Here is a 14,070-nt window from a genome sequence, read left to right on the forward strand (position 1 = left end):
ACACTTATATTTTCAGGAGATCTGCCATGTACTCTGCATTTAAAGAATTTTACAACCTACTCAGCCAAGTCGACAGTGTCTACCATGACGCTGCATTAAAGCTCGGTCTCACGGACAGCGAGCTTGATATTCTCTACTCCCTCAATGAACACGGCTCCGGCTGCAATCAAAGTATTTTTTACAAAGAGACCGGCACCACAAAATCCACGATCAACTCTGCAGTACGCAAGATGGAACAGGCCGGTTATCTGTACCTGAAACCCGGAACAGGGAGGAACACCTGCGTTTTTCTCACGGAAAAAGGAGAGGAACTCATGAAAAATACCGCCCATCGCCTGATCGCCATCGAAAATGCGATTTTTGAGAGCTGGTCTCCCGAGGAGCAGCAGCTCTTCATGAAACTGAACCGGGATTTCGCAGCTAAATTCACGGAGGAGACGAAAGCCTTATAAACTCTGCTAAAGCAGAATGTGCCTTTTGTGTAACAGGAAATTCCGAGGAATCCCTGTTACGCAAAAATCAGCGCCTCTGAAAAATACTCTCAGGAGCGCTGATCTTTTACGTCTATATCATCTGAAATTAGAACTGTCTCATAAGATTTACCATCTCGATCGCGGAAAGTGCACAGTCATATCCCTTATTTCCGCCTTTGCTTCCGGCACGGGCGATTGCCTGCTCAATGTTCTCGGTTGTCAGGACGCCGAAGAGTACCGGCATCTTCTCTGCCAGTCCCACCTGCGCGATTCCCTTGGAGACCTCACTGCACACATAATCGTAGTGTGTGGTATCACCGCGGATCACAGCGCCGACGCAGATGATCGCATCGTACTTGCCGGACTTTGCCATGGCAGATGCCGCAACCGGGATCTCGAACGCCCCCGGAACCCAGGCCGCCGTGATATTTTCTTCCTCCACACCGTGGCGGACAAGTCCGTCAACCGCTCCGCCTAAAAGCTTATTTACGATGATCTCGTTGAAACGGGAAGCTACGATCCCCACTTTCATGCCTTCCGGTGCTACAACTTTTCCTTCTAATACTTTGATCTCTTTCATGATGTTTCTCCTTTTCTTATGCTTACTGCTATTCAGAAGTCTTCATAATTACATGCAAAATTCTATTTCCAATTGCCCATCACTTCCATCCGTGCGGGATGCATGCCCGTAGATCTGTGCCGCCTGCGCGGCTGTAATCATCTCATCACTTCCGTCCGTGCGGAATGCATGCCGCCGGTGTACAGGAGTTTCAGCAATGGACGTTCCATCCTATCACACTTTAATTTTTGTAAAGATATGTCCCATCTTGTCCTGCTTCGTCTTCAGATAGAAGCTGTCGTACTGCTGCGGATCGATCTCGATCGGCACGCGCTCATGGATCTCAAGTCCGAAGCCGGAAAGTCCGTAGATCTTCTCCGGATTGTTCGTGAGAAGTCTTAAGGAATTCACGCCGAGATCCCTTAAGATCTGTGCCCCGATCCAGTATTCCCTGAGATCCGGAGCAAAACCAAGCTTGATATTGGCCTCCACCGTGTCAAAGCCCTGCTCCTGAAGCACATACGTCTTCAGTTTGTTGATCAGACCGATGCCGCGGCCTTCCTGGCGCATGTAGAGGATGATGCCACGGCCTTCCGCCTCCACCTGGCGCATCGCGGTCTGGAGCTGTTTTCCGCAGTCACAGCGCATGGAACCGAACACATCTCCGGTGAGGCACTCGGAATGCACGCGGCAGAGCACATCCTCGCCGTCCCCGATATCACCTTTCACAAGAGCCACATGGTGCTCGCCGGTAATATCGTTCACATAGCCATAGATCTTAAAGTGTCCGTACTGGGTCGGCATGTCCGCGCAGGCCTCCTGCACCACATGTTTTTCATGGACACGGCAGTAATCCTGCAGTTCCTTGATCGTGATAAATTTCAGTCCGTACTCCTTCGCCAGCTTCCACAGATTCGTGGTCCGCATCATGGTTCCGTCTTCCTCCATGATCTCACAGCACACGCCGCACTCGGAAAGTCCCGCCAGACGCATGAGGTCCACAGTTGCCTCGGTGTGGCCGTTTCTCACGAGCACTCCGCCCCGTCTTGCTACAAGCGGGAATACGTGTCCCGGTCTTCTGAGATCCTGGGGATTTGTCGCCGGGTCCACGCATTTCATCATCGTGTAAGAGCGCTCCGCCGCGGAAATTCCTGTTGTCGTGTCCACATGGTCAATGGAGACCGTGAACGCCGTGCAGTGGTTATCCGTGTTCTCGGATACCATCTGCGGAAGTCCCAGCCGCTCTGCCACTGCCGCGCTCATCGGCGTACAGATCAGTCCCTTTGCGTGGCTTGCCATGAAATTGATATTTGCCTGTGTCGCGAACTCTGCCGCGCAGATCATATCTCCCTCATTCTCCCGGTCCGGGTCATCTGTCACGAGAATGATCTTTCCCGCCCGCAGATCTTCGATCGCTTCTTCGATTGTGTTGTATTGCTCGTTCATATTTTCCTGCCTTTCCAGAGCCTTTTATTAAAAGTTTTTCTTTCAGCAGGATTCCTACTGCTGAAACTTTAACCGCTCTGATCTCATATTTTCTGGATGTTTCTAAATATCTTCAAAGCATCTGTTTTAAAATCCATATTTCTGAAGAAACTCCATGCTGAGCCCCGAGTTTCCCTTTGCGTTTCCCGCGGCATTTTCATCGTCAGGCATTTTTCCCCGGTCCGCACCGGAATTTCTTCCGATATCCACAAATTTCTGAATGTATTTCCCCACAATGTCGTTTTCCAGATTGACCGCATCTCCTGCTTTTTTCTTCAAAAGCGTTGTCTCCTCGCCGGTATGTGGGATCACCGACACTGAAAAGTTCCGCTTTGTCACCGCTGCCACCGTGAGGCTGATCCCGTCGATGCAGATTGAACCTTTTTCCACGATCAGATCCAGGATCTTATCTGTACATGCGATCGTGACCCAGACTGCATTCTCTTCCCGTCTCATCGATTCGATCTGACCGGTTCCGTCAATGTGACCGGAAACGATATGACCGCCAAACCGACCGTCTGCCGCCATGGCCCGCTCCAGGTTTACATAACTTCCATCCCGCAGTGCTCCGAGGCTGCTTCTCCTCACTGTCTCCGCCATCACGTCGGCGGAAAACTCATTATTTTTCATATTCGTGACCGTAAGGCAGACACCATTGACCGCGATGCTGTCACCGATCTTTGTTCCTTCCAGGACTTTTTTCGCTTTTACCGTCAGTGTACCGGAATTTCCGCGCAGGGAAAGTGCCTTCACCTGTCCGAGTTCTTCTACGATCCCTGTAAACATGCTCTCATTTCCTTTCCCATTTTCAATCTACCGAATATCTGAGCATCAGATCATCTCCGATCGTCTCCATCTGTCTCAACGTCAGCATCACGGCTTCCGCCGGATGCGCCACACCGATCCCAGAAACCGGAGTCTTCGCACCGGCACCACCGAAGATCTTCGGAGCGATAAACGCGCAGATCTCGTTTACGATCCCGGCTGACAGCGCCGCGTCATTTAAGGTACCTCCGCCCTCTAAAAGCACGCTGTCGATGCCCTGTTTTCCAAGATATTCCATAAGCTTTCTAAGATCCACTCGCCCGTCTGCGTCCGGGACCGACACAGTCTCTACACCAGCCGCATGAAGCTGTTCCGCTTTCTCTTCCGTTTCTTTACAGCCTTCCCCGGAATGCTCCCCCGCATACGCTACGATGGTCCGGTACTCCTTTGCCGTCTTCACGATCTGTGAATCCATCGGGATCCTGAGCCCACTGTCGCAGATGATCCGCACCGGACTCTTCAGCCCGGGGATCCGGACGTTTAACATCGGATCGTCTGCCAGGACCGTGCCGATCCCAGCCATGATCCCCATATACTGGTGGCGCAGCTCCTGCACCTTTTTCCTTGCGCTTTCTCCCGTGATCCACTTGGAGTCGCCGGTCCGCGCAGCGATCTTTCCGTCCGCCGTCATGGCATATTTCATGACCACATATGGCGTTTTCTTTGTGATGTAATGGAAGAATACCGGATTTAACGCATCGCATTCCTCCCGCATAAAGTCCTCTTCCACCCGGACTCCCGCTGCTCTTAAGATCGCCGCGCCTTTTCCTGCTACCAAGGGATTCGGATCTCTTGAACCGATCACGACTCTTGCGATCTTCTGCTCGAGGATCGCCTCCGTGCAGGGAGGTGTCTTTCCGTAATGGCAGCACGGCTCTAACGTCACATAGAGTGTCGCGCCCTCCGCACTTTCCGTGAGCGACGCAATGGCGTTTCGCTCCGCGTGAAGTTTTCCGCACCGCTCATGATAACCTTCCCCTATGATCCTTCCGTCTTTCACGATCACAGCTCCCACGAGGGGATTCGGGCTCGTCCAGCCAAGTCCCCCCTTTGCAAGCTCAATGGCACGCATCATATAATCCCGGTCCGTCATCTTTTTCACTCCTTTCTGCAAACCTGCCTTACGGGCGCAATCAGGAAGTTCCATGGGAATTTTCTGTTAAAAAACCTGTAAAGTAGATGCCTACAGGGTTTTCCATATTCGGTCCGTTGTTTCATTCGGAAATATAACTTTTCTGCTATTCACAGCTTTCCCGGATCAATCTCCTGTTACACAAAAAAGCCCTGAAACAGTTTCCTATTTCAGAGCTACTGATCCGATCTTCCGCGATACGGAATCTCTCGATCCTGTCCTCTTTTTCGAACACCGGATCGCTTCCGCATATCACAAACAAACCTGAAATTCTTCTTTCATCCAGACTATACTGTCGGCCCCGGAATCTCACCGGATCATGCCTCTCGGCTCGCGGGCTTTACCGCCGGTAGGGACTTGCACCCTGCCCTGAAGACTTATTATTGAATTGTCCTATCGCTGACCGTCATTTTCATCAGCGGTTATTTACAATATACTCCCGTTCTCTGTATTTGTAAAGTATTTTCGATGGGAATTTTTGTCATTGCCAGACAATATTTCCAGACAGCCCAATCCATATCCCTGACCGGCTCCACAATCCAGAAAGATCTTATCGTCCCTTATGATCATATCTCCCGCGTACTGTGTTCCATATTTGAATGTCGGCGTGTGTCCCACTACGGCAGTCATTCCCGCCGGAAGCCGGTTATCCGAATCCGGTGATTCATAGCGGTTTAAAAGGACATCATAATCCGCTGTTTTTCTTTTCCCACCGGGATCTTTTTGCACTGCCAGAAGTTCTTTTTTCATTTCATCATCCGGCGCTCCGTGAACCAACACATACTTCCTGCCGCAGATCTCCATGACTTCCCATAACGGCATCGTTCCGATAAACTCCAGAACCTTCCTGCGTCCTGTCTCTGACAGCATATTCATCTGCCTGATGATCCCCGCCCCGTCTCCGGCCACCCAGGACCGCATCGTGGAATCCGGGATCCCGGCCGCGCGGTCTGTTCCAAAATACTGTAAAAGCCGCTGTTCATGATTTCCCCTCAGTGCCAGAATATTCTTATGTTCCATCACAAAGCGCAAAAGTCCCAGGGAATCCGGTCCTTTCGCCACAAGATCCCCCAGGATCACCATCCGGTCCGCATCCTCAAACCGGATCTTTTCCAGTATTTGCAGAAAAGGAATAAAATATCCGTGAACGTCGCTCATCAGATACAGGTTCCCGCTCATGCCGCTGTCTCCGGGCCATACACATAGAGACGGTCCCCTTCCACATTCACGTAGCCTTCCGTACCTTTTTCCAGATAATTGCGGCTTAAGAAGCAGAGCGGTTCTCCCATTCCCATCTTCGCCATAACGCGGTAATAATCTCCCTCGAAGGAGGAATACTCGACCGCCACCGGAAAACTGTTCTCCTGCCGCTCGTTTCCGGTCCACACCGTGTTCTCCGCGCGAAAGCGGACAGTCACCATATCATCTTTGCGGATTCCGTTTCTTCCGAGTGTTCCGCAGACACTACCGCCGAGATCGATCTGCTTGCCGCCGTCCTCCCTCGCGTATCCATGTACCCGGTTTCCGGCACCTAAAAGAGCCGCCACCGACTCCGTTCCCGGATTCCTGTAACAGTTTTTCGGGGAATCGATCTGGTCGATATTTCCCCTGTTCATGATCACGATCCGGTCCGCCATCGCGAACGCCTCCGACGGATCATGGGTGACGTGAAAGACGGTTGTCCCAAGCTTCCGGAACAAGAACGCCATTTCGGTTCTCATCTCCACCCGGAGCTGGACATCCAGATTGCAGAGCGGCTCATCCATCAGGAGAATATCCGGCTTTGTGATCAGTGCCCGGGCGATCGCGACTCTCTGCTGCTGACCGCCGGAAAGCTCCGCCGGATACCGTTTTTCCAGTCCCTCCAGATGCAGGAGCTTTAAGAGCTCCTGTACCCGCTCCTCAATCTCCTCTTTTCCGGTTTTGCTCCGTTTTAAGCCGTAAGCGATGTTATCATACGCTGTCATATGCGGCCACAGTGCAAAATCCTGAAACACCATGTTCATATGGCGCTTCTCCGGCGGCAGGACTTTTCCCGCCTCAGAGATCACCTGTCCGTTCATGATCACGCGCCCGCCATCGGGAGACAGCATGCCTGCGATAATGTTCAGCAAGGTGGATTTTCCGCAGCCGGACGGACCCAATACGCTGATGATCTCGTTTTTATGGACTTCCATGCCGATTCCCTTAAGCACTTCCGTCTTTCCAAAGCTTTTTGTCAGATCTTCTATTTTTAAGATGACTTCCTGTTTCTGAATCTCCATATATTCCTCCAAAAGCAGTTAGCGTGTACCCTATAAAGTCTCCCACTGTATCTGCTTTATTTCCTGATCGTCTAACTATTCTGTACCTTCATCGTTACCCGCTTATTTTCTTTCTGCCCCCGGAAGAGCTTCACCACAGATCCGGCTGCTCTTCTTCTCTGGAACAGCTGAGAATAAAGCGGTAAAAGCTCCATCAGTAAAATGAGAAGAACCACGATTCCGCCGCCAAACACCGTTGCCGCCGCAGAATATCCGAATTTCAGATTTTCCACTCCTTTGCTGATGTAGACCGGCAATGTCTGATAGTTCGGTGGATAGAGGATCGTATTGATCGCAAGGTTGAACACGCTTCCGCCAAATGCGGATAAAAACGCGGACAGGACGGTTGCCTTTAAGAGCGGCCAGAGGATCGTCCGGACCCGTGTGATAAGGCCGGCGCCGGATAGCCGGGCCGCAAACAGGATCGGTCTCGGGATCTTTGCCATGCCGCCGGTCAGAACTCTCGTGATGACCGGGATCGCCGCCGCAACGCTGGCAAGAACGATAATCCTGGGCGTTCCGTACATCTTAAGCCCCACGGATTCGATCCACCGCTGATTCCATACGAAGATATAGCCGATACCTAAAACGACTCCCGGAACTGCCAACGCAACCAGGGACAGCACATCGATCACGCGCTTTAAAACGAAGTCTGAATAGTTCAGCACATAGGAAACGAAAAATCCGAGAACCAGCCCAATGATGGCTGCCGCAAAGGCAATCATCAAGGAGTGTTCCAGACCATTTAAGAGCTCTTTACTGTCTACGATGACCTTCTCATAATTCTTTAACGTGAAACTGAAATTTGCAACGGAGATCGAGTCGGAGAAGGACATGACCACTGTGGAACCAAGCGGCACGAACAGTGTGATAAATGCCAGAAATGCCCCTAAGAAATCGAGGATGATCCCGACTCCAAATGCAGGGCGGACCGGCACCGCCTTCACGGTTCCCGTATCAAAGAAATCATACCGTTTTTTACCAATGATCCTGTACTGGACGATCATGGCTGCGATGATGATCAGTACCAGATAGAAGGATAACACGCCTGCCATATCCAGGCGGATCGGGGAACTGTAAAGTGCCGTGTAGATCGCGTATGGCAATGTCGGGAAGCGATATACTCCGGAGATTGCTGCCGGGAGTCCGAAATCACCGATCGTATCCATAAAGATCAGGATCGCCGCGGAACAATAGGCCGGAATGCATAAAGGTGCCTGCACGGTCTTCCACTCTTCCCATGGAGATGCCCCATTCATTCTTGCTGCCAGAGACAGCCGTTCCGGTTTCCACTCCAGGGCCGCCTTGATCGTCACCTAAGCAAAGGGGAACTTGTTGAGTACCATGATAAACACCAGCCCCGGAAAGCTGAATACCAGACTGTTTATGTTGTTCCAGTGAAGCCAGGACCTCGCGATCCCGTTTCCGGAAGCGAAATAGACCCAGCCCTGGGCAATGATGAAGGACGGCATGATCATCAGGATCCACGCCGCGATGTCTAAAAGTTTCGCAGTCTTAAACTCCCATTTTACGCGGAAATTTGCAAGAAACGCCCCAAACGCCGTGCCAAAAAATGTTGTCCAGATGCCAAGAGACATGGAATTTCCAAGTGCCTTATACCAGAGCGGTTTTTCAAAGACCTCAAAGAGCAGGCTCATTCCATCTGCTTTTTCCGTATTTCCAAAAAATCCGGGACTTACGATCTGTAAAAGAACGCTCCCCAGCGGCAAGATAATTAAAACAGCAAGCACGGAAAGGACGATCCAGCCGATCGCCCCTTCTGCCTGTCCTCTATGTGCCGCGCTTCTTAATTTTCCACTATTTCGCGGACTCATCTGCAAACCACTCCTTGATCTCTGCTTCGTGTTCAGATGCCCAGGATGCCTCTGCATAGACAAGCTTTCCATCTTTCTCGCGATCTTCTTTTTCGTTTACGCCTGCAACGGACGGTTCAAAATATCCTTCATCTCCCGCATCCACCAGCTGCTGCTGTGTCTCCGGCTGTAAAAGGAATTCGATGAATTTCTTCGCAACCTCCGGCTGATCCGTCTTCGCGCTGATCGCTGCCACACGTACAGATGCCGGTGCGCCTTCTTCCGGCCAGATGATGCTGATCGGCTCTCCGGAAGCGATCATGCCGTATGCGTTGCTCTCCTGAAGTCCTGCCACCGCGATCTCACCGCTGGCAAGCGCCTGAACCACCTGCGGGTTCTTTGGGTAGACCTTTAAGCCATTTTCGAATAATGAGCCGAAGTACTCTTTTCCGCTGTCCATTCCCTTCGAGTTGAAGAAGTATGACACGAAGGGATATGCCGGAGCCGCTACGCTCGGATCTGCGATTCCGATCTTATCTTTATATTCCGGTTTTGCGAAGTCTTCCCAGGTCTTCGGAGCTGTTTCTTCTGTGAAAACATCATTCCTGTACGCGATCACGCCTGCCGCGTGTGCCCCGGTCGGATAGTATGCCTTGTCCGCCGGAACGACCTCCTTAAAGAAATCGGTGAGGTTTCCCGCATTAGATGGTTCCCAGTCCGTGAGAAGCATTCCCTTCTTTCCGAGAGAGTTGATACTTGGCATGGAATCCAGCCATACGATATCCCACTGTGGGTTGTCGCCCTCCGTCTCGATCCTTGCAAGTGTCTCCGCACCGTTTCCTGCTACGACTTCCACGTCATATCCGGTCGCCTTTTTAAACATCTCCGGGATAATATCATCGAAGTCGTTTAAATATACTACAAGCGGTTTGGTCTGGGACACCTTCCCAGCCGTCTCCGCCACAGTTGTTGTCTCTGCCGCCATCGTCCCTGCTGCTGTCGTTGTCTCCGAAGCCGCTGTGGTCTCCGCTGTTTTCGCACCGCAGCCGGTCATGGATGCCGCCGCCATCAGTCCCGCCATGGTAAGTGCTGTCAGTCTTATTTTTTTCATAATGTGTTTCCTCCTGCAGATCGTCTCTGCCTTTTTCTTTTATGCCTGTCTGTCAGTTTCTGTCTTTATCCTATGCGTCCTCTGTAAAATCTGGTGCCGTCATCACCTAAAGTCTGTGTAAAATCTGTGTCAGGTAAGCTTCCGAAAATCCGGAAAGTTCCAAAGGTATTTCTTGCAGATCACTGCGATCCTTAGTATACTTGATCTATCAGGAGGGTGTCTTATGTTTAATTTTAATTTCTATACCCCGACCCGCGTCGTATTCGGAAAAGAAACCGAATACCGGATCGGAAAGCTTGTAAAAAATGTCAACTGTAAAAAAGTCCTGCTCCACTACGGAAGCGGCAGCGTGATCCGCTCCGGTCTTCTCGGACGCATTAAGGAATCCCTGGACGCGTCCGGAGTCACCTATGTGGAGCTTGGCGGTGTTGTCCCAAACCCACGTCTTTCCTTAGTCCGCGAGGGGATCGAGCTCTGCCGAAAGGAGGGCGTTGATTTTCTTCTCGCTGTCGGCGGCGGCAGTGTCATCGACTCCGCGAAAGCCATCGGTTACGGTCTCGCGAACGACGGTGATGTCTGGGATTTTTATGAGCACACCCGTCAGGCATCCGCATGCCTTCCGATCGGCGTTGTTCTGACCATCGCGGCTTCCGGAAGTGAGATGAGCAACAGCTCTGTTATCACAAACGATGAAACACTGGAAAAACGCGGCTACAACAATGATATCTCCCGCCCTGTATTCGCTGTCATGAACCCGGAGATCACAATGACTCTCCCGCCGTACCAGACAGCCTGCGGCTGCACCGATATTCTGATGCATACCATGGAGCGCTATTTCACAAACGGCGGAAATATGGAGATCACCGACGCCATTGCGGAAGGTCTTATGCGCACCGTGATCACGAACGCGAAGATCCTTGTGGACGATCCAGACAACTATGACGCGAGAGCCGAGGTGATGTGGTCCGGAAGTCTCTCTCACAATGGCCTCACCGGCTGCGGAAACGACGGCGGAGACTTCGCCTCCCACCTCTTAGAGCATGAGATCGGCGGAATGTTCGACGTTGCCCACGGTGCGGGCCTTGCGGCGATCTGGGGCAGCTGGGCAAGATATGTGATCGACAGCTGCACTCCGCGTTTTGCGAAATTCGCAGTGAATGTCATGGGTGTTGAACCTGGAAAAGATGACATGGAGACGGGTTTAAAGGGCATCGAGGCCATGGAAGACTTCTACCGTGCCATCAGTATGCCGACAAACTTAAAGGAACTCGGGATCGACCCGACAGAAGAACAGCTTGAGACCATGGCGAAAAACGCGAGAATCGCTGCAGGCGGCCCGAAGGGATCCGCGAAGAAGCTGGAAGCGGAAGATATGCTTAAGATCTATCAGATGGCTGCAGGAAAATAGCAGAAATCTATCAAAATTATATGAAGAAAACCGGGATGCCGCCTATCTGCGCAACATCCCGGTTTTCATATAATACCATGAATCCTTGTTTTTTATAAAAAAACGTGCCTTGGCACATTCTCGCGCCTCGCGCGGTCGCTTGCGACAATCTACATCTTCGCGCGAGTGCACATCTTTGGAATTCCTCGGAATTTCCTGTTACATAAAATAAGACTGCCGTCCAGCATAAGCCTACTGATACGGCAGTCAATTTTTTCATCTACACGTAATCTCTGACCAGAAAGACCGGCTTGATCGCCATGATCTCATCGAATTCCTCCTGAGTGACGGATACATCCGCGTTGGTCTTTTTCAGATCATTTTTTACAACGTCAAACGCGTCCTCCACAGACTCAGCGCGCCCCTCACGGACAGCACGCTGCATCCGCTCTACAGTCACCGGATGAAGGTAACAGGCCGGAACCGGAAGTCCGAGATGGAGACTGTCCACATAGCCCGTAACGGCTTCTTCCGCCGCCGCAAGACGTTTTTCGATGGCTTTCCGGTTATTCGTACTCGTCGGCATGACATTCGCTCCGGAGAACAGAAAGATCGCCGCCATTCCAAAGAGGACAAAGTATACAGCAAACGCATCGTGATTCATAAAGGAGAATACGCCATATGCAAGCGCCGCCGCCCCCATGACTACCATGAATAAAGCGAGCCATTTGTAAAACGGCTTTGTCTTCTCATACGTTCTCTTTTTCTTTGCCGCATTGGTGAGCTCTGTGAACAGGGACAGACGCTTCGTGAGAGCTGCTTTTGCCTGTTCCAGAACATTTACCGTCTCCTTCGCCTGCTCAGAAAGCGGAATGAGACATTTCTCCGCCTGTTTTTTCTCAGCTTCCGCAAGGCGCTTTTCCGCCGCTTCACTCACGGTCTTTATCTGCGGGAACCGTTCCTTCACGGATGCCACGAACGCGTCCACCTGATCCTCATATTTAAAGTTGCACTGCTTTTCCTTACCGTCCCCGTAGACAACCACCAGATACGGCATGGTGGCAAACAGGCCTTTTCCGGTAAATCCGCCTTTGCTCATCGCCACGCGCTTAAAGACACGGGAGACGGAAGATACCGGGATGTAGAAGCGCCGCTCCAGATAAAAGCTGTTGAGGTACAGAGCCTCTTTTCCGATTCCGCAGGGACCGATCTTCTTACAGTGCTTTTTATCCTCTGAAAGAATACTCTCCGGAATCTCTTTTTCTCCAAGTTTTGCCGGTTTTAAGAACATAACTCTCGCCTCCCAAATACTGAATAACCAGTATAAGCTGCCCTCAGCCTGTCACCGGGGCAGCTTATACTTTCTGCATCATCTGCAGTCAGACACTCCCAGCTTTGCAGCCTGTCTTTCGTGTCATTATAATCTTACATTATGCTGTCTGTTTCTTCGTTGCGCGGATGAAGATTCCAAGGAATACGACCGCAAGTACGATACCTACCGGGTACGCAATTGCAGTACCGAGGTTTAAGCACTCTTTTGCACAGAAGAAATATGTCATGGAAACAGCGCTCATGAAGGTTGCCGGAACTGCTGTGAGCCAGTAGTTCTTCTTTGCCTTGTAGAGGTACATGCTTGCTGTCCAGAGAACGATCATAGCCAGTGTCTGGTTTGTCCAGCTGAAGTATCTCCATACGATGCTGTAGTCCATATGTCCAACGATAGCGCCGATTCCAAGTAACGGTACGCAGAGAAGCAGACGGTTCTTCCAGTTCTTCTGGTCAACCTTGAACCAGTCAGCAAGTGTTAAACGTGCGCTTCTGAATGCTGTATCACCGGAAGTGATCGGGCAGGCGATAACACCTAACATAGCAAGAGCAATGCCGACACCGCCCATGGTCTTCTGGCAGACATCATAGATGGCCGCGGACTGACCGTTCTTCATGATCTCTGCGAGACCTGTGTTTAAACCACCTGTCACTTCGTAGAGAGAGCATCCTGCTGCTGCCCAGATCAGGGCGATAATACCTTCACATACCATTGCGCCGTAGAATACGAAATGACCCTGTTTCTCAGATTTCATACAACGCGCCATAAGAGGTGACTGTGTTGCGTGGAAACCGGAGATCGCGCCGCAGGCAACGGTGATGAACATGAAGCTCCATACCGGTGTTCCGCTCGGATGCATGTTTCTGAAATTGCTCCAGATCTCCGGGATCACATATTCCGGTTTTGTGAAGATACCAAAAGCAACACCAAGTGCCATGATGATCAGGCAGATACCAAAGATCGGATAGATCTTACCGATGATCTTGTCGATAGAAATAAAGGTTGCGATAAAGTAGTAAGCCAGAATGATCCAGAGCCACATCTCTTTGTTTACGACCAGGCCCTGTGCTCCGCCGTTGCTGAACAGAGTTACGATCAGACCAGCCGGACCAACTGCGAAAACAGTACCGACCATGACAAGAAGTACAACACTGAATACACGCATCACGTTCTGCATCAGGCCGCCGAGGTAGATTCCGCATACCTCTGAGATAGAAGCACCCTCATTTCTCTCGGACATCATGCCGGAGAAGAAGTCATGAACACCGCCGGCAAAGATCGTACCGAAGGTGATCCACAGGAATACGACCGGTCCCCACAATGCACCCTGCATGGCTCCGAAGATCGGGCCCAGACCAGCGATATTCAGAAGCTGGATCAGAAAGAGTTTCCATTGGGGCATGACTACGTAGTCGACACCATCGTTGATTCTGACTGCCGGTGTCTCTCTGTCATCCGGGTTGAAAATGTTATTTACGAGGTTGCCGTAGACAAAGTAACCTCCGATCAAAAGTGCCAGACAGACGAGAAAACTAATCATACAAATCCCTCCTTGAATATACATTATGCTTATTTCTTTTTCTTCAAGCAAATGTATTATAGTATATTTTGCACAATATTTAAAGGTGGTCTGCATGAACAGCATGGTTATCTG

The 14,070-nt window shown here is 51.0% G+C and carries 13 protein-coding genes and 1 riboswitch; of the genes, 2 read left to right on the top strand and 11 right to left on the bottom strand.

Annotated features, from left to right (window positions below; translation table 11 throughout):
* Positions 1-26 precede the first annotated feature (26 nt).
* Complete coding sequence (locus tag GPK83_RS13955) at positions 27-452, top strand: MarR family transcriptional regulator (RefSeq protein ID WP_215705045.1); 426 nt, start codon at positions 27-29, stop codon at positions 450-452.
* Positions 453-579: 127 nt separating this feature from the next.
* Here GPK83_RS13955 and ribE (GPK83_RS13960) read toward each other — a convergent pair whose 3' ends face one another.
* From ribE (GPK83_RS13960) to GPK83_RS14000, 9 genes are all read right to left on the bottom strand, one after another.
* Positions 580-1,053, bottom strand: a complete 474-nt coding sequence (gene ribE, locus GPK83_RS13960) for a 6,7-dimethyl-8-ribityllumazine synthase (RefSeq protein ID WP_015553223.1) — start codon at positions 1,051-1,053, stop codon at positions 580-582.
* A gap of 213 nt (positions 1,054-1,266) precedes the next feature.
* The gene (locus GPK83_RS13965) at positions 1,267-2,478 is read right to left on the bottom strand and encodes a bifunctional 3,4-dihydroxy-2-butanone-4-phosphate synthase/GTP cyclohydrolase II (RefSeq protein WP_215705046.1); all 1,212 of its coding nucleotides are present in this window, start codon (positions 2,476-2,478) and stop codon (positions 1,267-1,269) included.
* A gap of 126 nt (positions 2,479-2,604) precedes the next feature.
* Positions 2,605-3,303 carry a riboflavin synthase gene (gene ribE, locus GPK83_RS13970; protein ID WP_215705047.1) on the bottom strand — a complete coding sequence of 233 codons (699 nt, stop codon included), beginning with the start codon at positions 3,301-3,303 and terminating at the stop codon, positions 2,605-2,607.
* Positions 3,304-3,325: 22 nt separating this feature from the next.
* Positions 3,326-4,435, bottom strand: coding sequence for a bifunctional diaminohydroxyphosphoribosylaminopyrimidine deaminase/5-amino-6-(5-phosphoribosylamino)uracil reductase RibD (gene ribD / locus GPK83_RS13975; protein ID WP_215705048.1), 1,110 nt, complete (start codon positions 4,433-4,435; stop codon positions 3,326-3,328).
* A gap of 305 nt (positions 4,436-4,740) precedes the next feature.
* Positions 4,741-4,855: riboswitch (FMN riboswitch) on the bottom strand.
* Positions 4,856-4,900: 45 nt separating this feature from the next.
* On the bottom strand, positions 4,901-5,653 hold the full coding sequence (locus tag GPK83_RS13980; protein ID WP_215705049.1) for a metallophosphoesterase: 753 nt from the start codon (positions 5,651-5,653) through the stop codon (positions 4,901-4,903).
* A complete protein-coding gene (locus GPK83_RS13985) occupies positions 5,650-6,738 on the bottom strand; it encodes an ABC transporter ATP-binding protein (RefSeq protein WP_215705050.1) in 1,089 nt (362 codons plus the stop codon). The genes GPK83_RS13980 and GPK83_RS13985 overlap by 4 nt, the downstream gene beginning before the upstream one ends.
* Before the next feature lie 71 nt (positions 6,739-6,809).
* Entirely contained in the window at positions 6,810-8,093 is a 1,284-nt protein-coding gene (locus GPK83_RS17400; RefSeq protein WP_215705051.1) for an ABC transporter permease subunit, read from the bottom strand.
* Positions 8,094-8,612: a hypothetical protein gene (locus tag GPK83_RS13995; RefSeq protein ID WP_215705052.1), complete on the bottom strand. Its 519-nt coding sequence runs from the start codon at positions 8,610-8,612 to the stop codon at positions 8,094-8,096. It abuts the gene before it with no gap.
* Positions 8,596-9,702, bottom strand: coding sequence for an extracellular solute-binding protein (locus tag GPK83_RS14000; RefSeq protein WP_215705053.1), 1,107 nt, complete (start codon positions 9,700-9,702; stop codon positions 8,596-8,598). The genes GPK83_RS13995 and GPK83_RS14000 overlap by 17 nt, the downstream gene beginning before the upstream one ends.
* A 223-nt stretch (positions 9,703-9,925) precedes the next feature.
* Between GPK83_RS14000 and GPK83_RS14005 the strand changes: the two genes are divergently transcribed.
* On the top strand, positions 9,926-11,110 hold the full coding sequence (locus GPK83_RS14005) for an iron-containing alcohol dehydrogenase (RefSeq protein ID WP_215705054.1): 1,185 nt from the start codon (positions 9,926-9,928) through the stop codon (positions 11,108-11,110).
* A 259-nt stretch (positions 11,111-11,369) separates the two neighbouring features.
* On the opposite strand, the gene GPK83_RS14010 is transcribed toward GPK83_RS14005, so the two are convergent.
* Together GPK83_RS14010 and GPK83_RS14015 are read right to left on the bottom strand one after the other, a co-directional pair.
* Entirely contained in the window at positions 11,370-12,380 is a 1,011-nt protein-coding gene (locus GPK83_RS14010) for an ATPase P (protein ID WP_215705055.1), read from the bottom strand.
* Between the two features lie 139 nt (positions 12,381-12,519).
* Complete coding sequence (locus GPK83_RS14015) at positions 12,520-13,956, bottom strand: carbon starvation CstA family protein (protein ID WP_215705056.1); 1,437 nt, start codon at positions 13,954-13,956, stop codon at positions 12,520-12,522.
* Positions 13,957-14,070 lie beyond the last annotated feature (114 nt).

This window comes from Clostridium sp. MCC328 (genome assembly GCF_018785465.1).
Classification (GTDB): Bacteria; Bacillota; Clostridia; order Lachnospirales; family Lachnospiraceae; genus Pilosibacter; species Pilosibacter fragilis.

What these genes read in the sequence shown, in the direction of transcription:
- GPK83_RS13955 (WP_215705045.1), top strand. Translation starts at nt 27, where the DNA reads ATGTACTCTGCATTTAAAGAATTTTACAACCTACTCAGCCAAGTCGAC.
- ribE (WP_015553223.1), bottom strand. Translation starts at nt 1,053, where the DNA reads ATGAAAGAGATCAAAGTATTAGAAGGAAAAGTTGTAGCACCGGAAGGC.
- GPK83_RS13965 (WP_215705046.1), bottom strand. Translation starts at nt 2,478, where the DNA reads ATGAACGAGCAATACAACACAATCGAAGAAGCGATCGAAGATCTGCGG.
- ribE (WP_215705047.1), bottom strand. Translation starts at nt 3,303, where the DNA reads ATGTTTACAGGGATCGTAGAAGAACTCGGACAGGTGAAGGCACTTTCC.
- ribD (WP_215705048.1), bottom strand. Translation starts at nt 4,435, where the DNA reads ATGACGGACCGGGATTATATGATGCGTGCCATTGAGCTTGCAAAGGGG.
- GPK83_RS13980 (WP_215705049.1), bottom strand. Translation starts at nt 5,653, where the DNA reads ATGAGCGGGAACCTGTATCTGATGAGCGACGTTCACGGATATTTTATT.
- GPK83_RS13985 (WP_215705050.1), bottom strand. Translation starts at nt 6,738, where the DNA reads ATGGAGATTCAGAAACAGGAAGTCATCTTAAAAATAGAAGATCTGACA.
- GPK83_RS13995 (WP_215705052.1), bottom strand. Translation starts at nt 8,612, where the DNA reads ATGAGTCCGCGAAATAGTGGAAAATTAAGAAGCGCGGCACATAGAGGA.
- GPK83_RS14000 (WP_215705053.1), bottom strand. Translation starts at nt 9,702, where the DNA reads ATGAAAAAAATAAGACTGACAGCACTTACCATGGCGGGACTGATGGCG.
- GPK83_RS14005 (WP_215705054.1), top strand. Translation starts at nt 9,926, where the DNA reads ATGTTTAATTTTAATTTCTATACCCCGACCCGCGTCGTATTCGGAAAA.
- GPK83_RS14010 (WP_215705055.1), bottom strand. Translation starts at nt 12,380, where the DNA reads ATGTTCTTAAAACCGGCAAAACTTGGAGAAAAAGAGATTCCGGAGAGT.
- GPK83_RS14015 (WP_215705056.1), bottom strand. Translation starts at nt 13,956, where the DNA reads ATGATTAGTTTTCTCGTCTGTCTGGCACTTTTGATCGGAGGTTACTTT.